Annotated in this window: 27 protein-coding genes; 9 read left to right on the top strand and 18 right to left on the bottom strand. The window is 40.2% G+C overall.

Going from position 1 to position 24,857, the window contains the following annotated elements:
• Positions 1-2: 2 nt before the first annotated feature.
• The 8 genes from pgk to RBH88_RS05870 all read left to right on the top strand — a co-directional run bounded on the left by pgk (position 3) and on the right by RBH88_RS05870 (position 7,138).
• Complete coding sequence (gene pgk / locus RBH88_RS05905) at positions 3-1,193, top strand: phosphoglycerate kinase (protein WP_213691490.1); 1,191 nt, start codon at positions 3-5, stop codon at positions 1,191-1,193.
• Between the two features lie 80 nt (positions 1,194-1,273).
• Positions 1,274-2,086 carry a triose-phosphate isomerase gene (gene tpiA / locus RBH88_RS05900; protein ID WP_213691491.1) on the top strand — a complete coding sequence of 271 codons (813 nt, stop codon included), beginning with the start codon at positions 1,274-1,276 and terminating at the stop codon, positions 2,084-2,086.
• A gap of 160 nt (positions 2,087-2,246) precedes the next feature.
• Positions 2,247-2,627 (top strand): DUF2023 family protein, encoded by a 381-nt coding sequence (locus tag RBH88_RS05895; RefSeq protein WP_307879438.1) that lies wholly within the window; start codon positions 2,247-2,249, stop codon positions 2,625-2,627.
• Between the two features lie 12 nt (positions 2,628-2,639).
• Entirely contained in the window at positions 2,640-3,152 is a 513-nt protein-coding gene (locus RBH88_RS05890) for a flavodoxin (RefSeq protein ID WP_307879437.1), read from the top strand.
• Positions 3,116-3,373 carry a FeoA family protein gene (locus RBH88_RS05885; RefSeq protein ID WP_307879436.1) on the top strand — a complete coding sequence of 86 codons (258 nt, stop codon included), beginning with the start codon at positions 3,116-3,118 and terminating at the stop codon, positions 3,371-3,373. The genes RBH88_RS05890 and RBH88_RS05885 overlap by 37 nt, the downstream gene beginning before the upstream one ends.
• A complete protein-coding gene (gene feoB / locus RBH88_RS05880) occupies positions 3,373-5,895 on the top strand; it encodes a ferrous iron transport protein B (protein ID WP_213701519.1) in 2,523 nt (840 codons plus the stop codon). The genes RBH88_RS05885 and feoB overlap by 1 nt, the downstream gene beginning before the upstream one ends.
• Entirely contained in the window at positions 5,892-6,215 is a 324-nt protein-coding gene (locus RBH88_RS05875; protein ID WP_213691494.1) for a hypothetical protein, read from the top strand. The genes feoB and RBH88_RS05875 overlap by 4 nt, the downstream gene beginning before the upstream one ends.
• A 113-nt stretch (positions 6,216-6,328) precedes the next feature.
• On the top strand, positions 6,329-7,138 hold the full coding sequence (locus RBH88_RS05870) for a DUF4198 domain-containing protein (RefSeq protein WP_213691495.1): 810 nt from the start codon (positions 6,329-6,331) through the stop codon (positions 7,136-7,138).
• A gap of 455 nt (positions 7,139-7,593) precedes the next feature.
• Here RBH88_RS05870 and rsfS read toward each other — a convergent pair whose 3' ends face one another.
• From rsfS to xseB, 13 genes are all read right to left on the bottom strand, one after another.
• The gene (gene rsfS, locus RBH88_RS05865) at positions 7,594-7,953 is read right to left on the bottom strand and encodes a ribosome silencing factor (protein ID WP_213691496.1); all 360 of its coding nucleotides are present in this window, start codon (positions 7,951-7,953) and stop codon (positions 7,594-7,596) included.
• 33 nt (positions 7,954-7,986) lie between these two features.
• Positions 7,987-9,267 (bottom strand): LCP family protein, encoded by a 1,281-nt coding sequence (locus RBH88_RS05860; protein WP_213691497.1) that lies wholly within the window; start codon positions 9,265-9,267, stop codon positions 7,987-7,989.
• A gap of 5 nt (positions 9,268-9,272) precedes the next feature.
• A complete protein-coding gene (nadD, locus tag RBH88_RS05855; RefSeq protein WP_307879435.1) occupies positions 9,273-9,923 on the bottom strand; it encodes a nicotinate-nucleotide adenylyltransferase in 651 nt (216 codons plus the stop codon).
• Between the two features lie 17 nt (positions 9,924-9,940).
• On the bottom strand, positions 9,941-11,257 hold the full coding sequence (obgE, locus tag RBH88_RS05850) for a GTPase ObgE (RefSeq protein ID WP_307879434.1): 1,317 nt from the start codon (positions 11,255-11,257) through the stop codon (positions 9,941-9,943).
• 106 nt (positions 11,258-11,363) lie between these two features.
• Positions 11,364-11,645: a 50S ribosomal protein L27 gene (gene rpmA, locus RBH88_RS05845; RefSeq protein ID WP_307879433.1), complete on the bottom strand. Its 282-nt coding sequence runs from the start codon at positions 11,643-11,645 to the stop codon at positions 11,364-11,366.
• Positions 11,645-11,971 carry a ribosomal-processing cysteine protease Prp gene (locus RBH88_RS05840; protein WP_213691499.1) on the bottom strand — a complete coding sequence of 109 codons (327 nt, stop codon included), beginning with the start codon at positions 11,969-11,971 and terminating at the stop codon, positions 11,645-11,647. The genes rpmA and RBH88_RS05840 overlap by 1 nt, the downstream gene beginning before the upstream one ends.
• A gap of 25 nt (positions 11,972-11,996) precedes the next feature.
• A complete protein-coding gene (rplU, locus tag RBH88_RS05835; protein ID WP_213691500.1) occupies positions 11,997-12,308 on the bottom strand; it encodes a 50S ribosomal protein L21 in 312 nt (103 codons plus the stop codon).
• A 66-nt stretch (positions 12,309-12,374) separates the two neighbouring features.
• Positions 12,375-14,078, bottom strand: coding sequence for an AAA family ATPase (locus RBH88_RS05830; RefSeq protein ID WP_213691501.1), 1,704 nt, complete (start codon positions 14,076-14,078; stop codon positions 12,375-12,377).
• A 5-nt stretch (positions 14,079-14,083) separates the two neighbouring features.
• Entirely contained in the window at positions 14,084-14,965 is an 882-nt protein-coding gene (locus RBH88_RS05825; protein WP_213691502.1) for an NAD(+)/NADH kinase, read from the bottom strand.
• A 32-nt stretch (positions 14,966-14,997) separates the two neighbouring features.
• Positions 14,998-15,801, bottom strand: coding sequence for a TlyA family RNA methyltransferase (locus RBH88_RS05820; RefSeq protein WP_307880067.1), 804 nt, complete (start codon positions 15,799-15,801; stop codon positions 14,998-15,000).
• Positions 15,779-17,650, bottom strand: a complete 1,872-nt coding sequence (dxs, locus tag RBH88_RS05815; protein ID WP_307880066.1) for a 1-deoxy-D-xylulose-5-phosphate synthase — start codon at positions 17,648-17,650, stop codon at positions 15,779-15,781. The genes RBH88_RS05820 and dxs overlap by 23 nt, the downstream gene beginning before the upstream one ends.
• Before the next feature lie 28 nt (positions 17,651-17,678).
• The gene (locus RBH88_RS05810; RefSeq protein WP_307880065.1) at positions 17,679-18,578 is read right to left on the bottom strand and encodes a polyprenyl synthetase family protein; all 900 of its coding nucleotides are present in this window, start codon (positions 18,576-18,578) and stop codon (positions 17,679-17,681) included.
• Positions 18,571-18,795 (bottom strand): exodeoxyribonuclease VII small subunit, encoded by a 225-nt coding sequence (gene xseB, locus RBH88_RS05805; protein WP_213691504.1) that lies wholly within the window; start codon positions 18,793-18,795, stop codon positions 18,571-18,573. The genes RBH88_RS05810 and xseB overlap by 8 nt, the downstream gene beginning before the upstream one ends.
• A gap of 104 nt (positions 18,796-18,899) precedes the next feature.
• On the opposite strand from xseB, the gene rpmB reads away from it, so the two are divergent.
• A complete protein-coding gene (gene rpmB, locus RBH88_RS05800; protein ID WP_013048251.1) occupies positions 18,900-19,094 on the top strand; it encodes a 50S ribosomal protein L28 in 195 nt (64 codons plus the stop codon).
• Positions 19,095-19,109: 15 nt separating this feature from the next.
• On the opposite strand, the gene RBH88_RS05795 is transcribed toward rpmB, so the two are convergent.
• The 5 genes from RBH88_RS05795 to mltG are packed head-to-tail and all read right to left on the bottom strand — an operon-like array spanning position 19,110 to position 24,848.
• Entirely contained in the window at positions 19,110-19,844 is a 735-nt protein-coding gene (locus tag RBH88_RS05795) for a thiamine diphosphokinase (protein WP_307880064.1), read from the bottom strand.
• A complete protein-coding gene (locus RBH88_RS05790) occupies positions 19,831-22,200 on the bottom strand; it encodes a DNA translocase FtsK (RefSeq protein WP_307880063.1) in 2,370 nt (789 codons plus the stop codon). Before RBH88_RS05790 ends, RBH88_RS05795 begins: the two co-directional genes overlap by 14 nt.
• Positions 22,187-23,569 (bottom strand): TldD/PmbA family protein, encoded by a 1,383-nt coding sequence (locus tag RBH88_RS05785; RefSeq protein WP_213699193.1) that lies wholly within the window; start codon positions 23,567-23,569, stop codon positions 22,187-22,189. Before RBH88_RS05785 ends, RBH88_RS05790 begins: the two co-directional genes overlap by 14 nt.
• Positions 23,566-23,841: a hypothetical protein gene (locus RBH88_RS05780; protein ID WP_213691508.1), complete on the bottom strand. Its 276-nt coding sequence runs from the start codon at positions 23,839-23,841 to the stop codon at positions 23,566-23,568. The genes RBH88_RS05785 and RBH88_RS05780 overlap by 4 nt, the downstream gene beginning before the upstream one ends.
• Positions 23,838-24,848, bottom strand: coding sequence for an endolytic transglycosylase MltG (gene mltG, locus RBH88_RS05775; RefSeq protein ID WP_213701521.1), 1,011 nt, complete (start codon positions 24,846-24,848; stop codon positions 23,838-23,840). Before mltG ends, RBH88_RS05780 begins: the two co-directional genes overlap by 4 nt.
• Positions 24,849-24,857 lie beyond the last annotated feature (9 nt).

The raw sequence follows: 24,857 nt of genomic DNA, 5'->3' as shown, positions 1-24,857 counted from the left end.
AAATGAAGTTGCGAGAATTTTCTCGTCAGGATGTTGAGGGGAAAAATGTTCTTCTTCGTGTTGACTTCAATGTTCCCTTAAAAGAGGGAGTAGTTTCTGACACAACACGAATCAGGGCACACGTGAACACAATTCGACAGCTTTTTGAGTGGGGAGCAAAAGTAACGCTTGTCTCTCATTTAGGACGTCCTAAAGGCAAAAAAGTTGAAAGCCTGTCTCTTATGCATATAGTAAAGAATGTAAAAGAGATATTGAATTGTCCCGTTATCTTCGTTAATGATTCCATCGGAGAAAATGTGCAGAAAGCTATTGATTCTGCTCCTAAAGGCAGTGTCGTACTTTTGGAAAATATTAGATTTTATCCAGAAGAGGAAAAGAACAATCTCGATTTTGCAAAAGAGCTTGCTGCCCCCTTTGATGTCTTTGTTATGGATGCTTTTAGCGCATCGCATAGAGCACATGCTTCAACAAGAGGGGTAATGGAGTATCTTCCTTCATTTGCGGGCAATTTGATAACTCGTGAAATAGAGATGCTCAGTACAGTGAGCGAAACTCCTGAAAAACCTTTTGTCCTCATTTTGGGAGGAGCAAAAGTTTCTGACAAAATAGGAGTTATCGACCATCTTCTTGAAAAAGCTTCCGCAATTCTTATTGGTGGAGGAATGGCATATACTTTCTTGGCTGTTCAAGGCAAGGGGATTGGTAAATCCTTATACGAAGAAGATAAGGCTGATTTTGCACAGCAAATGCTCACAAAAGCAAAAGAGATGGGAGTCGACATCGTTTTGCCAGTTGACACAGCGGTGGCGGAGTCTTTAGAGAGTGAACTTCCGCGAAAAGAAGTTTCGGTAGACGATATTTCTTTTGCAGATATGGGGTTAGATATAGGAACAAAAACAGCTGCTCTTTTTGCTAGCTATATTGAAAAAGCCAAAACTGTTCTTTGGAATGGTCCTATGGGTGTTTTTGAAAATCCGACTTTGGCAGAGGGGACCCGCCTTGTGGCAAAAGCGGTTGAAAAGTGTACAGAAAATGGCGGAATTACCGTAGTAGGTGGAGGAGATACGGCGTCTGCCGTTAAAAAATTAGGTTTTGCAGAGAAGGTTACGCATGTATCTACTGGCGGTGGAGCTAGCTTAGAGTTTTGTGAAGGAAAAGTATTACCAGGCATTGAGCTACTTTTAATAAAATAGAGAAAAGTTGTGACACTATAGTTTTATAGAGACGGGATGCGTAAGCTCCCGTCTTTTTTTGAAAGGAGGAACATTTTTCTGTGAAGAAAATATATCTTTATGGCAACTGGAAAATGAATAATACGATCATAGAAACGAAAAAGTTTTTTACGGAACTCTCTGAGAAAATTTGTGAGGATGCTGTTATTTGTGATCAAATACATAGAAATTTTCTTGAGATTTGTATTTTCCCTCCATTCACCTTGTTGCAAACAGGTGCAAGTGTTCTTACACAAGGAGAGAACGATGGGATATGCTTAGGCGGACAAAATGCCTTCTATGAAGAAAAGGGTGCCTTTACTGGTGAGATTTCTTTCCCCATGCTTAAGGAAGTAGGGTGCAGCCATGTCATTATTGGTCATAGTGAACGGCGACACATCATGGGAGAAACAGATGAGATTGTTCATAAAAAATTAAAAGCAGCTCTTGGTCATAATCTATGTCCTGTGCTTTGTTTCGGGGAAACCCTTAAAGAGAGAGAAAAAGATATGACTTTTGATGTATTCAGACGACAGATTCAGAGTGCAGCCGAAGGTCTATCTCCCGAAGAAATTAAAAAAACAATTTGGGCCTATGAACCTGTTTGGGCTATTGGAACAGGAAGAACGGCAAGTCCGGAAAATGCTGAAGAAGCTTGTCTTTTTGCAAGAGAGTTACTTGCAGAAATAAGTGGAATTGACGATGAAATGGAATGCCATAGGGATATTCATATTCTTTATGGTGGGAGTGTCAAAGCAGCAAATGTGGCTAATCTTTTAGATCAGCCAGATATTGATGGAGCCCTTATTGGTGGAGCATCTCTTTCTGCTTCATCAATGCTAGATATTATTCATCAATCCCTTCATAGAGGTTAAAATAAAGCTCATAAAATAAGATCAGCAATCAGGGAAGAAGCTCAGGGGAAACCCCGAGCTTCTTTTATTATCCCCATCCCCTTTATAAGTTTGACATATAAAACATATTAAAGTATAATCCCCATTGTTTGATATATAAAACATTAAGGAGATGTTTTAGTTGCCTCTTCCAAACATTACATGTTTGCCACAGTGTTATCAGGTAGATGAAATTTTTGCTCATCATCTCTATGAATATGTAAAAGGCTTGCGGGCTCTTATTCTTCATACAACGTCAAGAGGGTATGAACAAGAGATAGTGCGCCGTCTTCAGAATCAGAATATCCCATACGTTATATACCCCGTAAATGACCATAAAATTAATGTGTTTTTTGGTCACCAAGTATGTATCGATGTCGTGTGTAAGATCAATAAAGTTTCGTTGCGTGATTACACAGACGAAGAGGATTTTATTTTAGGAACGATGCTTGGATACGATAGAGTTCTTCAATGTAAAAGGTATTTACAGTTAAAAGAAGATCGAGACGAGCTTATAGGTTAGGAGGAGTAGGTTATGCAAATAGGCATTTTTTATGGAACTTCCACTGGGCATACAGAAGAAGTGGCGGAACAGATAGCTTCTTTGCTTAAGAGAAAAGATGATGTCGTCTTGAAAAATGTGGCTGAAGCCAGAAAGGAAGATATGGAAGAATACGATTTTCTTATTTTAGGCACTCCTACATGGGGATATGGAGACCTTCAAGATGATTGGCTTAGTTTTATTGATGAAATAGATACTTTTGATTTTAAAAATACCCCAGTGGCTCTATTCGGACTTGGTGATCAGTGTGGCTTTTCTGATACTTTTGTTGATGGTATGGGAACAATATACGAAAGACTTTCTAAGAAAGGGGTAGCTATTCTTTCTTCTGGATGTTCTGTTGAGAGTTATGGCTTTAATGTTTCTAAGGCTGCTATACAAGGTGAATTTGTAGGCTTGGCAATAGATGAAGATAATCAACCCGATCTTACAGAAAAGAGAATTCAAGAGTGGGTAGAGCATTTGTATCAGGTCTTGGTGGCATGATTACATTGGATGAGATGAAGCCTGGCGAGCATGGAGTAATTCATAAAAACAGAGCTCGTGGTGTAATAGGACAGCGATTAATGGATCTTGGCTTTTTTCCTGGTGTTGAAGTTTTTGTTATCCGTAATGCTCCTCTTGTTGATCCTGTGGAGATAAAAGTAGATGGACATCACGTAACTATTCGGCATGATGAGGCAAGGTTTGTGGAGGTAGAGAAATAATGGGTCATGAAAAGATGCATGTTGCTTTAGCAGGCCAGCCGAATAGTGGAAAATCAACAATTTTTAACATGCTTACAGGTGGAAGGCAGTTTGTTGCTAATTACCCAGGTGCAACTGTATCTATAAAAACGGGAGCATTTTCATGGCAAGAGAAAAAGATTTCACTTACAGACTTGCCCGGTACTTATAGCCTCTCTTCATATTCTGAAGAAGAGCGTATAACGAGAGATTTTATAATTGATCAGTCACCGTCTTTAGTCGTAAATGTTATGGATGCTTCAAATTTAAAACGGCATCTTTACCTTACTTTTCAATTGTTGGAACTGGGGGCCCCTCTTTTAATTGCTCTTAACATGGTGGATGTCGCTGAAAAAAGAGGACTCAAAGTTGATGCTGACGCCCTTTCAAAAACCTTGCATCTTCCAGTTATTACAACAGTAGGTAGTAAGGGGCGGGGAAAAAATGAACTAAAAGATGGCGTTATTAAAGCTTTTGATTCAAATTTGGATCATGAACATTTACATATTGTGGATTATGGAGACTTGGAATCATATATTACTGATTTGTCTGCGAAATTACTGCAATCACAAATTGAAGAGAGTAAGGTCCCTCTTCGATGGTTGTCAATAAAGCTATTTGAGGAAGATGAAGTAGCGCAAAAGTTAGTTTCAAGCAACTTTAAAAATCCAGAAGATGTAAGAAATTATGTTAGCAAAATTTGCTCTGAGTTTGAGAGGAAATATGATGACACACCTCGAGGATTTATTGCATTCAGACGCCATCTTGCTGCTCAAAAAATAGAGAAGCGATGTGTTGTAAAAACAAAAGAAGTTTCTGTAACGTTAACTGATCGTATTGACAGATTGGTTTGCAGCCGAATTTGGGGGCCTCTTATTTTGGCTGGCATTATTTATCTTCTATACGAGCTCTCCATTGTTGGAGGGTATGAATTGACTAACTATATGGTGCCCTTGTTGGAAGGATTCCGTAATGCTATAGAAAAGTTTCTTCCCATAGGAACATTCTTAAGGGAGCCATTAATTAGATCTCTTGTGTTGAATGTCATCACAAGTATTAATTCTGTGCTCATTTATATTCCTATATTTTTAATTCTTTTCGCATTGATAGCGATTCTTGAAGACGTAGGATATATGCCGAGAATGGCCTTTATTCTCGATAAGCTTTTCAGACGTTTTGGATTGCATGGGCAGTCTACGTTACCTCTTATCTTGGGGGGAGTATTTGTTGGAGGCTGTGCTGTTCCTGGAGTAATGGCAACACGTGTTATTGCCGATGAAAAGGCTCGTTTAGCCACAATCCTTATTGTTCCTCTGATGAATTGTTTAGCTAAAGTTCCTTTATATACGCTTCTGATTAGCATCTATTTTGCTAAAGAAAAAGCGTTAGCAATGTTTTTTATCTCGACAATAACAATTATATTGGCTCTTTCCGTTGCCAAAATATTGACATTGACGCTTTTAAAGAATAGACCAAGTTCTCCCTTCGTTCTGGAGATGCCCCCATATCATATTCCGACTATCCGCGGTGTTCTTATGCGTTCTATAGAAAGAACGTGGCTTTTTGTAAGGAAGGTTCTCACGATTATCATGATTGTTGCTGTTGCTGTTTTTTTCCTTACAAATTATCCCTCTGTTGGTGAAGAACGAATAAACACTTACCAGAAAAGAGCAGAACAGATAAAAAATGTTTTTACAAGTAAAATCCAAAATACTCCTTTTGCTTCTCAATTTAAGAGAGATAAAGATATAACTCGTTATCTTGTTATTGAGGAACGTTACAAAAATCAAAAACGAGCTCTCTTTAAGGCTTCTGACGAGAGAAGAGAAAAATTTGAACAGCGATTTGCAGAACGGTACAGTGATGTTTATCCCTTACTCAATGCAAAAGGTAAAGATGGCAGAGCCTTAAACAAAGCTTTTAAGGTTATGAAGCGAGAGAGAGCATTGTTGCTTATGGATTTGCGTGACGAGACATTACATGGAAGTTTCCTTGGTATGGCCGGAAAGTTTTTAGAACCTGTAACTCGATTTGCAGGATTTAACTGGAAAGTTAATGTAGCTCTTTTAAGTTCGTTGGCGGCGAAAGAGAGTAGTGTGGCAACGTTAGGTGTTCTCTACCAACAGAAAGAAGATGGACAGACTCTCGCGCAGCGTATGAAAGAACAGGAAAAGGGATTTACCCCCCTTCACGCCCTAGCTTTAATGATTTTTATGGCCATGTATCCTCCGTGCATTGCAACATTAATTATGGTTAAGATAGAAGCTGGAGGCTGGAAATGGGCATTTATAGCCTTAGGATATCCTATCCTTCTTGGAATGACATTAGCGACTTTAGTTTATAGCGGTGGAACCTGGCTTGGGTTGTCTGGAACACAAGGGATGTTTGTCTTTTATGCAATTGCATTAGTTACTGCATTTTTGTTGGGCAAAGTAAAAGGATCTGTCGTTGAGACAGATATAGACGAAAAAACTTTAAAAGGAAAGGAGGTGGCCAACCTATGAAACGGAAATTAGTATTAGGCGTGCTTTTAGCAGTAAGTGTTTTTGTTCTCGGATCAGTAGCCTTTGCACATACCCCTCTATGTTATTGTTACCTCAATGGAGATGGAACTATTACATGTGAAGGTGGTTTTTCTGACGGATCATCTGCATCTGGGGTCGAAATGGCTGTGAAGGATACCAATGATAAAGTTCTCGTTGAAGGAAAAATGGATGAACTCAGCGAGTTTACTTTTGAAAAACCAGAGGTCCCATTTATTGTTATCTTTAATGCAGGTCCTGGTCATGTTGTAGAAATAAAAGGTGAAGACATTAAAGAGTAACGAGAGTAACAAAAATACTACAATTACAATATCGAAACTTCCAACCTGCAGAATGAGGATTTCCTCGTTTCGTGGGAGGAGGGCGAGCAATAAATAGTAAGGAGAGGAATGGAATGATATTGAAAAGAGCAACAAAAGTTTTGTTGACGTCACTTATGGTTTGTCTTTTTGCCCTTCCGGCTTCTGCCCATTTTCAGATGTTATATACGCCAGAAAGTGCTCTTAACAAGGGAGGAAACTTAGATTTTAAGCTTGTTTTCACCCATCCCTTTGAGGCAGGACATACTATGACAATGGGGCAGCCTGAATCGTTGTACGTAGTTCATAAAGGCAATAAAACAGATCTTATCAAAGAGATTAACCCTATTATCTGGACAAGTCTTACTAATAGTGGAAAAGCTTATAATTTAAAATATCGTTTAAAAGGCATGGGGGATTATGTTTTTTGTTTCGTTCCATCACCATACTTTGAGGCTCAGGAAGATGCCTATATTCAACAAATGACTAAAGTTATAGTAAACGTTGCAGGTATTCCTACTGATTGGGATAGTGAAATGGGTCTTCCTGCTGAAATTGTTCCACTTGATAAGCCTTATGCCCTTTGGACTGGGAATGTATTCAGAGGCATTGTAAAAAGTGAAGGAAAATCAGTCCCTTATGCAGAGATAGAGGTAGAGTATTTGAACCATGAGCCAATTATGAATGAAAATAAATTTGCAAAAGAGGCTCATGTAGAAGCTCCTCAGGATGCATTTGTAACTATGACAATTAAAGCAGATGAAAAAGGATGCTTTACCTTTGGGATTCCTCGTTCCGGATGGTGGGGATTTGCTGCGCTAGGCGTTGGGCCAAAAACTACATATCAAGATAAAGAATTGAGTCAAGATGCTATTATTTGGGTTCAAGCGCGGGATATGAAATAAAACTTCAGTAAAAAGATAAAGTATGTTATGTGTTATGTGTTATGTGTTGTGTGTAATATTGTAAAGCAGGATATATATATCAGATATATCCTGCTTTACGTTCTTTATTTACGAGCTTAGTGTTGTGTATCAGTGTATGTAAATTGTGTATTAGCCCGAAGAATAAAAAATGCAAGATAAAAGAGACATAATTACGAATAAATTCGAGGTAATTCGAGAAAAAAGAGAAAACCTAAGTTAAGGCGTAGATTCTTATATTCTTCATGTTTTACGCAACATAAGATACATTATATGACACCATGTAAAAACAACTTCTCTCTTATTTTGCTCCCGTAGCTTCTCTTTAATAAGGACGTAGATTCTCCTATATTCTTGTATGAACAAAAGAAAAGACCCAAGATATATTGATATTGCTCTTGGGTCTTTTCTAGTTGGTTTAAAATAAATAGAATTTACTAATCCAAATATTCGTAGGAATATGAAGGACAATCTCCCCATACCTTTTCTAAATGGTAAAATTCCCGTCCCTTACGGCTGAAGATATGTATTACGAGGTTTCCTGCATCTATAAGGCACCACTGAGTGCTATTCCGGCCTTCTATAATTGATGACATTCCTTTTTTATCAAGGGCTTCTTCTGCGGCATTACGCAATGTCCCCATGTGAATATCAGAGTTTGCTGTTACGATAATGAACGTATCAGCAATTGTGGCTTTTTCCTCTAGATCCATTAATGTAATATCCAGTCCTCTCTTATCGGCCAAAGCATCCAGGACGAACATATACTGATTCATGAGTTCATTCTTTTCGCTCATTCTGCTACTAATCCCTCCCTGATCGTTTCTTTTTTATTTATTGTCGACTGACTTTAAATTATTTAATACTGTATCCTTGTCGTGTCCGAGTATAAGTGTTACATAGACGATTGTTTCATCTCCTTGAACAAGCTTGTTGGAAATTCCACAAATTTCACTGAGCACAGAAGCATTTTCCTGCGCCTGCTGTCCCTTTTTAATAGGATACATTATATTGGAATAATGATAATCGTAATGTTTTGCGTTGCCAACATAGGCGACATCAATTCCTGCTTTTTGAAATAGCGACGAAGCCGATTTGCTAAGTCCGGCCTGCCCATCTCCATTGAGAATAGCGATAGGCATGTTAATCTTTTTTATAAGGCTAACAATGTTTTCGTCACTTGCTGTTGTGACTGAGGTTGCAGAAGCTTCTGTTGCTTCAGATGATTCTTTTAGAGCATCTTTACCGGGTAACGGACCTGTAAGCAATGTAGATGTTGCAGATAGATCTCCCAACCAATAGCTAATATTAGAAATGTAGGCAGCTTTCCCAGGCAAGGTAAAAAATGCCAGATTCTCATGGGAAATATCTCGCATATATGATGTAAGTTGAACTGCTTGTGTCATGCTCATATTTGTGTTGACTAGGCCTAGAATTTCTTTTGCAAAGTCTGGGAGTTTGGGTAACATTTCAGGCGATTGAATTTTCCCTAAAACAGCTTTGAGAAACTGCTGTTGACGGTTTATTCGCCCAATGTCTCCAAGAGCATCGTTTCTGAAGCGGACGTATTCTAACGCGGTCTTTCCGTCCATGTGTTGAAGACCTTTAGGTATGTTAATGAATAATTTTCCCGCCTTATCGTTATAGTGCAATTTCTTCTCTACGTTTATGTCTACTCCACCTATCATATCTACAATTTTAGGGAAGCTTTCGTAGTTGACAAGAACGTAGTAGTTTATAGGGAGTCCCAGATAGTTTATAACTGTTTGCTGTAACAGATTTACTCCGCCATATGCGTAGGCATGATTCAATTTCTGCCAGCCATGTCCGGGTATTTGTACTCGCGTATCTCTTGGAAGCGACATAAAGCGCACTGTTTTGTTATCAATATCTATTGCAGCGAGACCTAATGTGTCAGAACGATGGCCTCCTTCAACATCATCAATCCCGACAACGAGAATGTTTATGTTTCCTGTCTCCTGGTCATACGAGATACTTTCTTTTATATGTTCAGGCTCTGGGGCTACTATATTTTGCAGCCGAAAGAATATGCCAGCTCCAATAGATAGAATGGCTAATACAGTTATAATCGCAATTTTGGTGATCTTCATTGTCCTCACCGCCCAATCCTTTTATATAACCCTTTTTTGTAAATATAGCGTTCCACAAGTTCTGGAACGAGATAACGGATATTTTTACCGTTTTCTATTCGTTGCCGAATATCCGTACTGGAAATAGACAGAAGCGGTATTTCCAAAGGAACGACATGCCCGTTAAATTCCTCTGGTAACAATTCAGTGATACGTTCCAGCTTCCCTGATTGGTTGTATCCAGGTCGGTTTATAGCCACTATTTGGCAAAGCGTTGGAAGAACTTTATATTCTTTCCATGTAGTAAGGTTTAAAACAGCATCAAGTCCAGTAATAAAGAAAAACTGAACACTATCTGGGGCATACCAATGGCCCATTTCTCTTAAGGTATCTACCGTATGACTTGATTCCTTACGATCGATTTCAATTCTCGAAACCTTAAAATGTGCGTTATCAAGTGTTGCAAGAAGAGTCATCGTATAGCGATCCTCAGCTGAGGAAACACGTTTCATTCTTTTGTGAGGGGGATCTCCCGTCGGAACGAAAATGACTTCGTCGAGGTCAAGTGCGAAAAAACTTTCTTCAGCAGCTAATAAATGGCCATAATGGATGGGGTCGAATGTCCCACCCATTATGCCTATCTTTTTTGTTCGGATTATATGTCTGCCAAAAGTCACGCCGTTAATCCTCCGCTTTACTCTTGGACTTGTTCCGGTTCATATTCGAATTCAATATCGCCTATGATAACCGTATCCCCTTCTTGAGCACCCTCTTGTTCCAGAAGTTCTTCTATGCGGTACTTTTTCAGTAACCGGGCGAAATGGAAGAGTGCGTCTTCCTGTTCAAAATCGTAACGTTTTAATATTCGTTCAAGGTTTGCGTGAACAACTCTGTAACCACTTCCGTCTTCCATCTTGATTATGGTTGCTTTTTCGACTTTTTTCCTGAACGGCGTTTTGATTTCTTTTTCCGGTTCTATCGTTTCGAAGAGCCTCGTTTCGCTGTGAGGTCTCGGATTTTCACGACATAATTCGACAAGGGCATTCATGAAAACCGTAATTCCTTCTCCAGAAAGGGCACTTGTTGTGTAATAAGGAATTCCCTTGCTTTTCATGAAAGATTCTACCACAGGGGCGTTTTTTTGCCCTTTTTCAAGGTCTACTTTGTTACCCACAACCATATAGGGACGTTCCAGAAGATCTTCTTTATATTCTTTGAATTCATTGCAGATAACTTCCCATTGACGAAGAACTTCATCGGAGGTACCTGAACTAAGGTCTAAAACATGAACAAGCACACGCGTGCGTTCAATATGACGAAGGAAATATATTCCTAAGCCTTTGTTGTCGTGAGCTCCTTCAATAAGCCCTGGAACATCAGCTACAACAATTCTTTCATCATCTACAGCAAGAATTCCTAGATTGGGGGAAAGAGTCGTAAAGGGGTATCCTGCTATTTTGGGACGAGCGTTAGAGATAGCTGCCAATAGGCTTGATTTCCCTGCATTTGGGAAACCTACAAGTCCCACGTCTGCTATAAGCTTAAGCTCTAGCCTTAAGTTGCGCTCTTCTCCTTCTTCTCCTTTTTCAGCGAAGCGTGGAACACGGCGAACTGCCGATGCAAAGTGCATGTTTCCACGGCCGCCTCGTCCACCTTGAGCAACAACAACCTGATCACCAGCCTCAACAAGGTCAGCTAATGGTTCTCCTGTCTCTTCATCATAGACTATAGTGCCACACGGAACATTTACAATAAGGTCTTTACCGGTTTTCCCGACTTTTTTTTGTCCCTGACCAGGCTCGCCATGTTCTGCAGAGAATTTTTTTTCAAATTCAAAATCTGTCAACGTATGAATACCATCTACGGCCTGAAAAATAACGTTGCCTCCGTCTCCTCCATTAGCTCCATCAGGGCCACCTTTGGGAACAAATTTTTCACGGCGGAAGCTTAGACATCCATTGCCTCCTCGACCAGCTTTAACTTTTATACGAACTAAATCTACAAATTTCATAATGTACCACCATCCGGGGTATTAATGAAAAACAAGGGCCTTACTATCAGGGCCCTTGTTTTTTTATACACTATAACGTTGCCAACAAAGTTGTTAGTAATGAAAATTACATGTTTTCTATTGAAACGAATTTCCTATCACCTTTTGTAGTGTACTTTACAACTCCGGCAGAAAGGGCAAAAAGAGTATCATCTTTTCCTCGTCCGACATTCACTCCAGGATGTACTTTTGTTCCACGCTGACGAACGATAATGTTGCCGCATTTTACTACTTCACCCGCATACTTTTTAATACCAAGGCGTTTGCTTTTGCTGTCTCGGCCGTTGGTTGTACTTCCCTGTCCCTTTTTATGAGCAAAGAACTGCAAATCAAAGAAACTGATGCGCATTATTTTTGCACCTCCACAAAATTTACATAAACACCATAACTTTCTGCGATTGCTTTAAGAGAAAAAACAATTGTTTCTGTTAATATTCTAATCTCTTTTGAATGAGATCTTGGCCACCCGATCTTCATAGTTGTACTTTCAGGGTCAACTGATAACGATGCACTTTCAATATGAGCAACGTCACTTACGCCGGTAGCCAAAGCTTGAATGAGCGCAGATACTCCTGCGCATACAATGTCTTTTCCCGCTTCTGCATATCCAGAATGGCCACTCGCTTCAACTGAAACGATTTCCCCCTTTTCTCTTATTACAGTGACGGTAATCATCGCGGGGAAATCTCAACGCCAAAAACTAGGCGTTGATGGAATCAATCTTGATTTCAGTGAAATTCTGACGATGTCCCCGCATTCTCCTGTAATTCTTCTTGCTTTTATATTTAAAAACAAGAATTTTTGGAGCTCGTCCATGACGTACAACAGTAGCGTTTACAGCTGCACCGTCTACATAAGGGGTTCCTACCTGAACATCGCTGTCGTTCGATACCATAAGAATTTTGTCAAAAACGACAGATTCGCCTTCATCAATATGAAGGGTCTCAACTCGCACTACATCGCCAGGCTCTACTCTGTACTGCTTTCCACCTGTTTCAACAATAGCGTACATAAAGAAACTTCCTCCTCCCGCTGGGTTTTCATTAGGTAGCTTTCGCTTTAAAACCCAACCCAAGCGTTATTTATACATAAGCTTAAGCATTGTACGGTTGTTCGAATCAGAAGTCAACTCTTGTTCTATAAGTTTTCGTGCATGATCTTGTGCTTCAGGAAGATATGCATTTCCAGAAAGCATTCGAGCGATTTCCAATATTCGATCCTTGCCGTTTATTTCTTTTATATAACTTTGATTTTCATGACGAGTGACGACAAAATGTTGATCAGCTAGTGCAGCTATAGTAGCTTCATGAGTAATAAGAATTACTCGGCACTTACATGAGAGTTCTTTGAGCTGATATCCTGCTAGTACTGCTGCCTTTCCTCCCAGTCCAGCCTCAACCTCATCAAAAACAAGAGTTTCCGGTAGCTGGTCTTCAGGAAGTGCAAGTTGCAATGCTAGAAGCAATCTACTTAATTCTCCACCTGATGCAATTTTCATAACTGGTGCTGGGGGCATTGTCCCACTTGCCATAAGAAAGGAAACATCATCGGCGCCGGAGCTTTTCATTTTTCCAAGATCAGTTAGTTTTATAGAAAATGAAATATCTTCCATAGCCATCTCTTTAAGTGATGCATTAACTGTTTTTTCGAGCTGAGAAGCTGTCAATTCTCTCTTTTTACGTAATTCCAATGCCAATCTGCTTGCTTCTTTTCTCAACGTTTTTGCTTCTTGTGCAACTTTTTCATAGTCTGCATAACTTGCTTTCAGCCATGTAAGATTAGCATCGGCTTCTTTACAATATATGATAAGTTCTTCAAGGGTTGTTACTTGTGCGATCCTTTTCAACTTACGTAACGTACCCAGCTTATTTTCTATTTTTTCACGTTCGTCAATAAGATCTTCCAGCGGCAATTTGGAAAGATGATCTGCCAATTTTTGTGAAAGTTTTTGTAAGTAAATAAGGGCGTCATTTCCAAGATCTTGATAGGCGCGTCCATCTTGACTTTCAGTAGATATGATTTGAGCTAAGTCCAAACATAATGTTTCGATGGCGTCTGCTAACCCCTCACCTGTTTTTCCCCCTGTTACACGGGCAAGAATTTGTTCTAACTTAGAGCGTTCTTCAATGCTTTTAGAAATTTCTTCAAGACGATTTTCCCAAAGTTCTTCACTTTGGGATTCTGGTGCGAGATTTTTGAAGACCTGAAGAATCTTATCTGCATTTTGATAGCGGTTGATAATATCTTTTTGTTTTCTTTCGATATTTCTAAGTTCTTTTTCTTTAGATACGGCCAGAGAAAAAAGAGATTGTAAATTGCATTTAATAGTGGCGATCCCTTCTCCCCCACAGCTGTCAAGAATATCTCTCTGCCTTTCTGAATCAAGAAGTTCAAGTTGTGCGAATTGACTTTGTATACGCAAAAGAGGCCCTGTAATACTATTAAAAAAAGAGAGAGGATATAGCTTCCCCTGGATATATGTTTTTCCCCGCCCATTGCGAGAAAAAACTCGCTTTATAAATAAATTCCCCTCTTCCGGAACAACTTCTTCTGGAAAAGAGAGAGAATCAGAACAAATGAACAATGCCTGAACTTCTGCTTCTTCTTCTCCTGCCCTGATTAGTTCAGTTTGTGCTCGTTTCCCGCTGGCAAACTCTAGCCCTCGTACTATGCTGCTTTTCCCAGCACCGCTTTCGCCAGTAATCGCAATAAAACGGCCAGTTAAACGTAAACGGGCAGTTTCAAGCCCCCCTATATTTCGTAACGAAAGCTCTTCGAGCACCAAACTCACTCCTTGTCTTCATTTCGTACTATTCCCTGTCCCCACTGTAGTTTTTCGTGAAGAAGGTCAAAGTATGTTCTTTGAGGCAAGACTATAACATTAACGAATTTATCTTTTGAGAGAGAAAGTTCAATACGATCTCCAGGTAATATTTCATATCCTAATTGTCCATCTTGGGTCAACATCAGATCTCGGTGACTCCCCTTGGGGATGAGATTTATGATGTCGTTTTCCCCCACGATTACAGGACGGGCATAGAGAGTGTGTGCGCAGATAGGAGCTAATACCATACAAGGAACATGAGGCGGAACAATAGGACCTCCAGCTGAGAGTGCATATGCAGTAGATCCTGTTGGTGTGGAAACTATAACTCCATCTGCAGGTAACATGTTAAAGTAATGGTTGCCAATACGGATCTCTATTGAAATGACTCGAGCGAAGGCTCCTTTTGTCAGAACGAGGTCATTAAGCGCATAAAGGGTATGCTTACGCCGCCCTTCTCTCCATATAATTCCTTCAAGAATCCGATGTTGCTGAAGGGAATAATCTCCCCGAAAAATTTGTTCAAGGTCTGATTCTGCTTCTTCAGGTTTCCCAGAAGCTAAAAAACCAAGATGCCCAAGGTTAATGCCATATAGGGCAATAGAGTGATTTAAGACATATCTGCTTGCACGCAAAAAGGTGCCATCACCACCGATAACAACGGCCATAGTAATACTACTTTTCCATTCGTTGTCAGGTGTGGCTTCCACCCCAAGAATAGAGCCTTCGTGAGGGGGAAAAAGAAAAGTCACGCCATTTTTTTTCCCCCATTTAAGGAGTTTTCTGGCCATGTCAAGGGCACCTTTTTTTTGGGTGTTGACGAGCATACCTATTTTCTTATCCATATGGTGTCCCTTCCCTTTCTATACCTTTCCTTTTATTCGTTTAAAATGTGATGGCTTTCTGTTACAAGACTTTCAAAGTTAATATCTCTATTATTTTCTCTTGTTTTTCTGAGATAGAACAAAAATTCTATATTCCCTTTAGGTCCTTTTATAGAAGACCATGTTGCGTCAATAAGATAAAGCTGTGTTTCTGTCTCAATAAAAGCTGCAACTTCCTCAAGTATCTCCTGATGTATTTCTGCTTTTCGCACAATTCCACCTTTACCAAGGCGCTCTTTACCTGCTTCAAACTGTGGTTTCACTAAACATATTATACTTCCTTCTTTTGCTAAAAGTTTCTCTACAACAGGCAAAAGCAGTTTTAAAGAAATAAAAGAAGCGTCTATAGTAATGATATCTAATGGCTCTTCAAAGTCTTTTGTCTCTAAATATCGAGCGTTGGTGCGTTCCATAACAATAACTCTGGAATCATTGCGCAATTTCCATGCCAACTGTCCGTATCCAACATCAACAGCGTATACTTTACGCGCCCCACGAGAGAGAAGCACGTCTGTAAAACCCCCTGTCGATGCACCAAGATCCATGCAGACTTTATTAAGAGGATTTTCAGGAAAAACCTCAAGTGCTCGCAAGAGTTTATAAGCACCTCTACTGACCCATTCCGTTTCTTTAATCTTTATTTCTAATGGAGCGTCTACAGGAAGCAGCGTTCCAGCTTTCTCAATCCTTTCGTGAGAAGAAAAGACTCGCCCTTCAAGAATGAGAGCTTGTGCTTTTGCTCGAGTTGAGGCGAGTTTTCTTTCAACTATAAGTTTATCGACTCGTTCTTTTTGCATTTTCTTTATACCAGTTCACCACTCTTTGCGCTGTAAGGCCACAAAATTCTCTTTGTAAATGTACTGTTCCATGTGGCACATATATATCAGGTATTCCTATAGGAGCTACTTTTGCTTTATATCCGTGTTCTGCAGCTCGTGAAGAAATTGCTTCACCTATGCCTCCGTTTTTATACCCTTCTTCCAAAATGACAACAAACGTATCATTCATAAGATGGGAATCGATAACAGGCCAATCCAGAGGTTTTATACTTCGTAAGTCTAATATAGCAGGAGTGGGGAGTCCTTCCTCAATTGCTTTTTGACGGCATTCAAAACATAACCCCACTGTTGACCCCATTCCGATAAGAGTCCATTCTCTTCCCTCTACAAGAAGTTCACTTCGGAACGGAGGAACGATGCTTTTCATATCTTCCTGACGATTGATTTCTTCTGGCGCTGTTCCTCTTGGATATCTGATAATAACTGGAGTATCTTGCGATAATCCATATTCGAACATTCTTTCCAAGTCTACTCTGTCTCGAGGTATAAACATTTGCATGTTAGGGATTGATCTACACCACGTAATATCGAAAAGTCCCTGATGTGTTTCTCCATCCTCCCCTACCAATCCGCCTCTATCAACAGCTAATACTACTGGAAGTTTTTGTAAGGCGACGTCATGTACCAGTTGATCCATGGCACGTTGCAAAAATGTCGAATATATAAAAACTACAGGACGAAGACCACCTGCTGCCATGCCTGCAGCCATGGTGAGCATATGTTCCTCAGCTATTCCTACATCAAAGAAACGATCAGGAAAACGAGATGCAAAATCTTCAAGTCGCGTACCATTTTTCATGGCAGCTGTAAGACAGACTATGCGAGAATCTTTTTCAGCCATAGCACAAAGTGTCTCAGTAGCAGACGCACTCCAACTTGTTCCAGACGATTTATTACCGAATCCGTTCACAGGAACGCCGTGATATGTGTCTGGATGTTCCTCTGCACATTGCAACCCTTTCCCTTTTTGGGTTACTACATGGATGAGAACAGATTTATGGTATCTTTTGGCCATTTCAAAAACGGTTTCCATTTCGTGAATATTGTGTCCATCGAAGGGACCCCAGTAATTAATATCGAGTTCGTCAAAAATGTTTTCAGGTTTGACTAGAGATTTTATTTGATCTTTTAACTTAGATAATACGTTTTCTATTGATTGCCCTTGAGGAATCGAAGCGCACGATTCCTTAATATATTTTTTAAGATTATTATATGCAGGGCTTGAGCTTAACTTGGCTAAATGAGAGGCAAATCCCCCTACTCGATGACTAATTGACATTTTATTGTCATTAAGTACATATATAACTTTTGTATGAGCATCTTTTGTGTAGTTTAACGCTTCAAAGGCCAACCCGTTTAGCAGGGCGCCATCTCCTATAACGGCAACGACATGATGGCCTTGATTCTGTATATCTCGAGCCTTAGCGTACCCTAGAGCAGCAGATAAAGAAGTACTACTATGTCCTACGTCGAAATGGTCACAAGGGCTTTCTTCTCTTTTGGGGAAGCCGCTTATCCCTCTCCACTCACGTAATGTGTGAAATGTGTTTTTTCTGCCGGTAAGAATTTTATATGCATATGTTTGATGACCAACATCAAAAACTATTTTATCGTCTAGAGGGTTAAACTGTCGAAGTAATGCAACTATAAGTTCAACTGTGCCAAGAGAAGAAGCGAGGTGCCCCCCGTTTTTAGAAACAACATTTATAATTTCTTCCCGTAAGTCTTGGCAAAGAATATCTAATGCCCCAGAGGACATATCTTTAAGGTCATGATAATCGTTTACTCTATCTAAAATATGCATCATTCTTGCAGAGAGAGCCTCCTTTTTCAGATCACCGGCTTCGTTCCGCAAGGGAAAGAGCAAGTTCTTGAAAAAACTCAGTATTTTTTCCTATTGAAGAAATAACGGCCGCAGCCTCTTCACTTTCTTGAAGTGCCATTTTTCGTGATTCTTCAATACCAAACTGTGTGACAAAAGTTGTTTTTTCTTGTTTTGCATCTTTCCCAGGGGTTTTCCCTAATTCTTCTGCCGTTGATGTTACATCTAGTATATCGTCAACAATCTGGAACGCCAAACCCAAATGGTTGCCATAATTTTCAAAGGCAGAAATTTGTTTGGAAGATGCGCCTCCTAAAATAGCTCCTGTGACAACTGCTGATTTTATAAGTATCGCAGTTTTTTGGAGTGCTATTTTTTTTACGAACAATGGGGATGGTTCAAAACTTTCGGGGTCAGTGTCGAGTACCTGGCCTCCGCATATTCCGAAAGGTCCTATAGCTTCAGCAAAAACAGAGAGTGCATGGATTATGGAAGAAGAAAGAAATCCTTCTTCTGAGAGTTTGCTAAGAGGATATTGAAAAGCCCACGCCAAAAGAGCGTCACCAGCAAGTATTGCCAAGGCATCGCCGAAAATAATATGGTTAGTTGGTTTGCCTCTTCGAAGAGAGTCATTATCCATAGCAGGGAGGTCATCATGAATTAATGATGCGGTATGCACCATCTCAAGGGCTATAGCCATGGAAAGAACTTTTTCCCTTATTCCTCCTACCGATTCTGCTGCTTGTAGACAGAGTACGGGGCGAAGCCTTTTTCCCCCCGCAAGGAGAGAATACGTCATTGATTGCCAAAGACGTTCAGGAATAGCGTCAGGCTTGCAGCTACAGAAGGAGCGGAGCTGTTCTTCAAAATATAGTCGATTTTTTTCAAGTTCGTTTTTCACAAAATCATTCATTTTCGTTCTCCACATTTTCAATGCTTAAAGGTTCTTCTTTCCCCGATTGGGTTAAAAGAACTATTTTTTGTTCCGCCTCTGTTAAGTACTTTTGGCACTCTTTGACTAAAGCAACTCCATGCTCAAAGAGCTCTAAAGCGTCTTCAAGAGGCAGCTCATCCTTTTCAAGAGTATGAACGATTTTTTGAATTTCTTCCAGTTTCTGACTAAAATTCATAATTGCTCCCCCTTTTTTTACATAGAACAATTGCTCTATTCACCTAACCTGTGATAAAATCCACCTGTTCGAACACTATTTCCTTCGGAGGAGGCGGAAAATCAATGGCTAGAGTTTGTGAATGTTGCGGCCGCGGTCCTGTTACAGGAAACGCAGTCAGCCATTCCAATCGTCATACAAGAAGACGTTGGCTTGTCAATCTGCAGAATGTGAAGGTTGACTTGGGCGCAGGCGAGACGCGACGTATGAAAATTTGTACAAAGTGCCTTAAATCTGGCAAAGTCAAGCGGGCTGTGTAATTCAGCCCGCTTTTTTTATTCTGCCCAGTAAAGATACACTGCGAGTCTTCCTTTGTCTACGTCAACTTGCAGATAGTCTTTTTTAAGTCTGTTGCTAATGGCGTAAGGGCGAGTTATTTTTAGTAAAACATTTTGTAACTCCCAATGAGTTCCTCGAATAAACACACCTTCTGCTTTTTCATCCAGAGCAAATAAAGAAACAACGTTCGGATATGGCAATTCAAAATGGAACGTTGCTTTATCTGGGCCGTTCAACAAAAAGAGCGCTTCTTTATGGTCGCAAAGACTCACTACATGAACGTTCCATTCTTGCGCCCAAAGAGCAGAATAAATATTGCTCCATGTGTGATCTAGACGCCCACCCCAACAACCTGTAATAACAACTTTGGCATCAGGGTATGTTTCTCCTATTCTTTTGAGTGTAAGTTGTAAATCCGTGTAATCTTTATCAACAGGGTATGTCTCAATACGAACCCCATTTTCTTCTGCCCATGCTCTACCTTCCAGGGAACTGCTATCACTATCTCCTATAAGACGATGAGGAATAATCTGCGCCTTCTTGCATATTTCAATGCCAGAGTCGGCGCACCATATTTCTTGGAATAGTGGAGATATTTGAGCAAGCCATTCAACTGAAGGTGCTTGGCCCCCTGCAATCAAGAGAATTGACGGATTTCCCCAAAGGTTGTTAGCAGTCAACTGCCAGCGACCTAAGTGAAAAGATAAAACATCTGAATTAGAGGTTCTCATCCATAATCTCCTTCGCTCGTTGTTCATCTACAAGTATTTCGCGCGGTTTTGACCCATCAGGTGGCCCCACGATGCCAAGCTGTTCCATCGTATCTATAAGTCGAGCTGCGCGAGTGAATCCTATGCGAAGCTGTCTTTGAAGACGACTGGCCGAAGCAATTCCTGTATCGAGAATAATTTGCATTGCTTCTTCAAGTAATGGATCGTCCGTAAAAGCTGAATCTACTCCATTGCCGCCGTTATCTCCCTGCTCCTCTATCTTTATATATTCGGGATCGCCGAAAAGATTTCTCATATAGTTGATCAAGTCGAGTGATTTCGCATCTTCAATAAAGGGCGATTGCAAGCGCACAGGTCGCGGATATCGGGGACTGACAAACAGCATATCGCCTTTTCCTAAGAGCTTTTCTGCTCCTGAGACGTCAATTATTGTTCTAGAATCTGCCTGTGATGGCAGTGTAAAAGCAACACGAGCAGGAATATTAGCTTTGATTAGTCCCGTAACGACGTTAACAGAAGGACGTTGTGTTGCGAGTAAAAGATGAATTCCAGTGGCACGAGCCATTTGCGCAAGGCGGCAGATGTAATCTTCTACATCCTTTTGAGCAGTAAACATCAGGTCTGCCAATTCATCTACAACTATAACGATATGAGGAAGTTTATCTTTAGGTAAAACTTTCCCATTATATCCTGCCAGATTTCGTACTCGCGCCTTAGCAAAAATATCATATCGCTGCTCCATTTCACGTACTGCCCATGCTAAAGCGTGGATAGCCTTTTTAGGCGATGTTACAGGTTTAGCTAACATGTGTGGTAAGTGTTCATATATACTTAATTCTACTCGTTTGGGGTCAATCATGAGGAATCTCAAATCCTCTGGTTTCCTGCAATAACAGAGTCCAGCTATGCAACTATTAACAAATACACTCTTTCCTGAGCCTGTTGTTCCGGCGACAAGAAGGTGAGGCAAATCTTCCAAACCAATAATGAGAGGTCTTGAGTCTACTCGTACCCCCATAGGTAAGGGAAGATTAAAGTCAGCTTGTCCAAAAGCTTGAGATTCGAGAATTCGACGCAGTGTTACTCCTTTTCTTTTGGGGTTAGGTATTTCCACTCCTACATATGTTTTGCCCGGAATTGGTGCTTCCACTCGCAATGCAGGAACTGCTAATGCGACAGCAAGGTCATTAGCTAATCCTGCTATTTTACTGACTTTAATACCAGGAGCTAGCTGGATCTGAAATTGAATGACTGTGGGGCCAATTACAATTTCAGCCAACTCTGCCTGCACGTCAAAATCAGCTAAGGTAGAAATAATAGCTTCTGCCTGCTCTTTGGCCTTTTGTTCGCCGCCATCCTGTACATGAGGTTCTGGAGCTCCAAAAAGATCAATAGGAGGAGGAAATTTCCCTTCTGCAACAGGAGGCTCTTTTCCTTCTCCATTTTCCATACTAATCTCTGGAAGAGCTTCTCCTTCTACAGGTGCAGAATCTTCTTCTTTGACGATCAGGCGTGCCTGGGAAGCAGGCTCAGCGACTTCGCTTTCTTGGATTGTGTCTTCTTCTGCCTCAGAAGTATTTATCTCTAAATCATCAAATTCTAGTTCCTCTTTTTCTTCATCATCTATTGGGTCTGTAGTGGCAGTTAGAAACGTAGGATCTGCCAAAGGCGTTTGTTCCGCCAAAGGCATTTGATCCGCTACAACTGTTTCTTCGTTGTTCAACATAAGTTCTGAAGGCTGTTCTTCTGTTACAGATTTGTCTGTTTTTTCATGAAAGAAGAGTTTCTTTATTTCTCTCATAAAGAAGGCTCCAAAAGCCAACACCATCTTTGTCTTTATGAAGCCATAGAGTACTGTAGAAGTAAAAAGAGAGGCGAAACAAAACAGAAGGGTTCCAAAGAAACCGCCGTTGACTAAAAAGAATTGAGTCAAATTATGTCCAAAAAAGCCGGGGTTAAGAATAGCCCATTGTTGGGCGCTCCCATATTTATTTAAAAGCCCTAACAAGAGAGCCCCTGAGATAAAAAGGAAAAGCGTTGCTAATGTTTGAGATGCTAGCTGATGTATCTTTTTTCGAAGCAGAACAGAAAGACAAACATAGGCTCCGAAGATGAGAAGAATAAGAATTGCCCCACCCGTTCTAGTCATAAGTGTTTGTCGTATATATTGACCGAATTCTCCAGTCCAGAAAGAAAAAAGAGATGCCATTACATAAATATCACCAACGAGCAAGAAAAAGAATATCAGGCGAATAAACGTATGTAGCCGGCGGATTCTTTCTTCCTTGATCCGTCGGATTTCATCAGTTTTTTGCTTTGGACGTCCGCGTTTTTTTTTCTTTTTAAAGAGCGTCATGGTTCGTCGTGTTGCCTCCAACTGTTAACTTTTTAATTAAAAGAGATGGTTGCCCATCTGTTACTGGCACCGCTTGCCCTGCCTTACCGCATGTACCAGGAAGAAAATGTAAATTATTTCCAACGGCAATAATATCCATAAGAGCTTCCGGCCCATTACCAGTAAGAAGGGCTCCTTTTACAGGGTGAAGTATTTGACCGCTTTTAATGAGATAGCCTTCGTTAACCTGAAAGACAAAATCTCCAGAAGTAGGGTTAACTTCTCCTCCGCCCATCTTTTTCACATAAAGACCATAGTTTATTTTCTGCAACATTTCTTCAAAATTGCTTTCTCCAGCCACAATAAATGTGTTACTCATACGAGGGATTGGTGGCTGTCTGTATGAACTTCGTCTTCCGTTTCCAGTAAGAGGTAAATTCTCTTTTAAAGCTGAAAGTTTATCTGTGAGATACATTTTTAAAATACCTTTATCTATTAAAACTGTTCGTTGAGATGGAACACCTTCATCATCAACAGAATAGCTTCCAAACAAGCCTATAATAGTTCCATCGTCAACCATTGTAACAAGAGGGCTGGCTACATACTCACCAATTTTCCCCCGAAAAACGGAGTAATCTTTTTGTATAATATCTGCTTCTAGGCTGTGCCCGCATGCTTCGTGAACCAGAGTCCCTCCAGCTTCTCCAGAAAGCAGAACAGGCATTGTTCCAGCAGGACAATCTGGGGCATCTAGCATTAGAAGAGCTTCATCAAGTGCTCTTTGTGACAGAATGTAAGGGTCATTTTGCTGCCAGAACTCTAAAGTTGGCGTAGCTTGAGCCGCACTTTCATATCCCGTCTGTATTTGTTCATTCTTTTCAACGACTACTTCCACGCTAAAACTTGTATACCATCTTTCTTCTTTTTGAAGAATTCCACCTTCCGTTACAATAGCAATTTGACGTTTAGAAAAACTGTAATTCATAGAAACTTGTGTAACTAAGGCACTTTTCCCACGTATTTTTTGATCAATATCATGAAAAAAATCTGGATTTTCCGGTTTTAGTAGTGATGATTGCTCAATAACTCTCTTCTCGTATTCTTCTTCAGGTGACGGTAATGTAAAGCGAATCCCCATGTTTTGGGCGGCCTTTTGAAGAGCATCAAGTCCGTCTTTTATTGTAACTCCTGGTGTGTGTGAAAAGGAAGTTAAATCATCAAAAAAAATTCGCGCACCTACTCCTTCGCGAAGGGAAGAGCTAGTTTCTTCTATTACACCATCTTCAAAAGAACAACTGTGACTTGAAGAAGATTCAAAATATATGTCCGAGTAATCTATTTTTGAACGATATAGTGTTTCGAATGCTTCCTTTAATGGGGTGATGATCATTCCTCTTGATCTTCCTCTCTTTTCTCGTATTCGACTATTTCTTCTATCTTAACAGGAATTCCTTCTTCAGAAAGTTTTTTCACGAGCAAATGCGCTTCCTTTGTTCGTTCTTGAGGAGAAAAGAGAGAGATGATCCCCTTTTGCGGATCATCCGTTCGAATAAATCCTATACCGTCATATTCAGAAACAATCCAGCTTATGAGAACAATAGAAGCTGGTTCAGTAGAAAGAACGAATTGTGTCATATCTTTAGGATCAATCACTTGTTTCACCGCCGTTTTCTCTTAATACGTCTAATATTTGCAAGATGCTCTTTATAGGTTTTAGCAAAGGCATGTCGCCCATCCTTTTCAACGACATAATATAGATATTCATTTTTTTCAGGGGTAAATGCAGCTTCCCATGAGGCGGCAGAAGGCACACAAATTGCTGTAGGAGGCAACCCCAAGTTCTTATAGGTATTATATGGTGATTCTAATTCAAGATGCTTGTATAGCACGCGTTGTAACGTCTCTCCCTTCCTTTTCCAGGCGTAGACAATGCTAGCGTCGATTTGGAGGGGCATTTTTTTCTCTAATCTGTTATATATCACTCCAGCTATTATCGCACGTTCATCATCTTGTTTAGCTTCTCTCTCAATAAGTGAAGCTATTATAGCTAATGAAGTGATATCTTTATCGTTGAACTTTTTTCCCCTTACTACTTTACCGAAATGACTCCACCAAAGTGAACTTCCTGATTTAATTAAGGCTGTAGGAGTCTTTTCTGCAACATAGTATGTGTCTGGTAGTAATAGGGCAACCCGTGTCTCTGCATCTGCGGGGAGATATTTTTCTAGAGTACTATCAAAAATGTTATCTTGTAAAAGAAGATTGGCTATATCCTTTGTCGTAATCTTTTCAAATTGTTCCGCTAACGAAAAGATATCTGATCCTGGTATGAGTGTTACTTTTTCATGAAAGGGGGTCGCTTCTCCCAATTGTTTGGCGACTTCCCAAGGCGAACCTTTTCGTATCATATAAATGCCCGTTTTTATTTTTCGGTCAATACCAAGTGTGGTCATCCATTTAGAGAGTTCTTTGGCATTCTCCACGACCCCTTCTTTTTCAAAATGTCGTGCAATTTCTTGTGCAGTCTGATTGGGAAGGACGAGTATTGAAATTGCTTCCCCTTCTCCTAAAGGAAATTCCTTATCCCACCACTGAGGAGATCGGGTGCATATAAAAAGAAGAAACGTTACGACAATTAGAAAGAACAGGGCATCAAAGATTTTACGCATGTTTGAACT

The sequence above is a fragment of the Aminobacterium sp. MB27-C1 genome (genome assembly GCF_030908405.1).
Lineage (GTDB): Bacteria > Synergistota > Synergistia > Synergistales > Aminobacteriaceae > Aminobacterium.
This window is presented reverse-complemented; position numbering and strand designations above follow the sequence as displayed.

What these genes read in the sequence shown, in the direction of transcription:
- pgk (WP_213691490.1), top strand. Translation starts at nt 3, where the DNA reads ATGAAGTTGCGAGAATTTTCTCGTCAGGATGTTGAGGGGAAAAATGTT.
- RBH88_RS05890 (WP_307879437.1), top strand. Translation starts at nt 2,640, where the DNA reads ATGCAAATAGGCATTTTTTATGGAACTTCCACTGGGCATACAGAAGAA.
- feoB (WP_213701519.1), top strand. Translation starts at nt 3,373, where the DNA reads ATGGGTCATGAAAAGATGCATGTTGCTTTAGCAGGCCAGCCGAATAGT.
- RBH88_RS05875 (WP_213691494.1), top strand. Translation starts at nt 5,892, where the DNA reads ATGAAACGGAAATTAGTATTAGGCGTGCTTTTAGCAGTAAGTGTTTTT.
- RBH88_RS05870 (WP_213691495.1), top strand. Translation starts at nt 6,329, where the DNA reads ATGATATTGAAAAGAGCAACAAAAGTTTTGTTGACGTCACTTATGGTT.
- rsfS (WP_213691496.1), bottom strand. Translation starts at nt 7,953, where the DNA reads ATGAGCGAAAAGAATGAACTCATGAATCAGTATATGTTCGTCCTGGAT.
- RBH88_RS05860 (WP_213691497.1), bottom strand. Translation starts at nt 9,267, where the DNA reads ATGAAGATCACCAAAATTGCGATTATAACTGTATTAGCCATTCTATCT.
- obgE (WP_307879434.1), bottom strand. Translation starts at nt 11,257, where the DNA reads ATGAAATTTGTAGATTTAGTTCGTATAAAAGTTAAAGCTGGTCGAGGA.
- rpmA (WP_307879433.1), bottom strand. Translation starts at nt 11,645, where the DNA reads ATGCGCATCAGTTTCTTTGATTTGCAGTTCTTTGCTCATAAAAAGGGA.
- RBH88_RS05840 (WP_213691499.1), bottom strand. Translation starts at nt 11,971, where the DNA reads ATGATTACCGTCACTGTAATAAGAGAAAAGGGGGAAATCGTTTCAGTT.
- rplU (WP_213691500.1), bottom strand. Translation starts at nt 12,308, where the DNA reads ATGTACGCTATTGTTGAAACAGGTGGAAAGCAGTACAGAGTAGAGCCT.
- RBH88_RS05825 (WP_213691502.1), bottom strand. Translation starts at nt 14,965, where the DNA reads ATGGATAAGAAAATAGGTATGCTCGTCAACACCCAAAAAAAAGGTGCC.
- RBH88_RS05820 (WP_307880067.1), bottom strand. Translation starts at nt 15,801, where the DNA reads ATGCAAAAAGAACGAGTCGATAAACTTATAGTTGAAAGAAAACTCGCC.
- dxs (WP_307880066.1), bottom strand. Translation starts at nt 17,650, where the DNA reads ATGATGCATATTTTAGATAGAGTAAACGATTATCATGACCTTAAAGAT.
- RBH88_RS05810 (WP_307880065.1), bottom strand. Translation starts at nt 18,578, where the DNA reads ATGAATGATTTTGTGAAAAACGAACTTGAAAAAAATCGACTATATTTT.
- xseB (WP_213691504.1), bottom strand. Translation starts at nt 18,795, where the DNA reads ATGAATTTTAGTCAGAAACTGGAAGAAATTCAAAAAATCGTTCATACT.
- rpmB (WP_013048251.1), top strand. Translation starts at nt 18,900, where the DNA reads ATGGCTAGAGTTTGTGAATGTTGCGGCCGCGGTCCTGTTACAGGAAAC.
- RBH88_RS05795 (WP_307880064.1), bottom strand. Translation starts at nt 19,844, where the DNA reads ATGAGAACCTCTAATTCAGATGTTTTATCTTTTCACTTAGGTCGCTGG.
- RBH88_RS05790 (WP_307880063.1), bottom strand. Translation starts at nt 22,200, where the DNA reads ATGACGCTCTTTAAAAAGAAAAAAAAACGCGGACGTCCAAAGCAAAAA.
- RBH88_RS05785 (WP_213699193.1), bottom strand. Translation starts at nt 23,569, where the DNA reads ATGATCATCACCCCATTAAAGGAAGCATTCGAAACACTATATCGTTCA.
- mltG (WP_213701521.1), bottom strand. Translation starts at nt 24,848, where the DNA reads ATGCGTAAAATCTTTGATGCCCTGTTCTTTCTAATTGTCGTAACGTTT.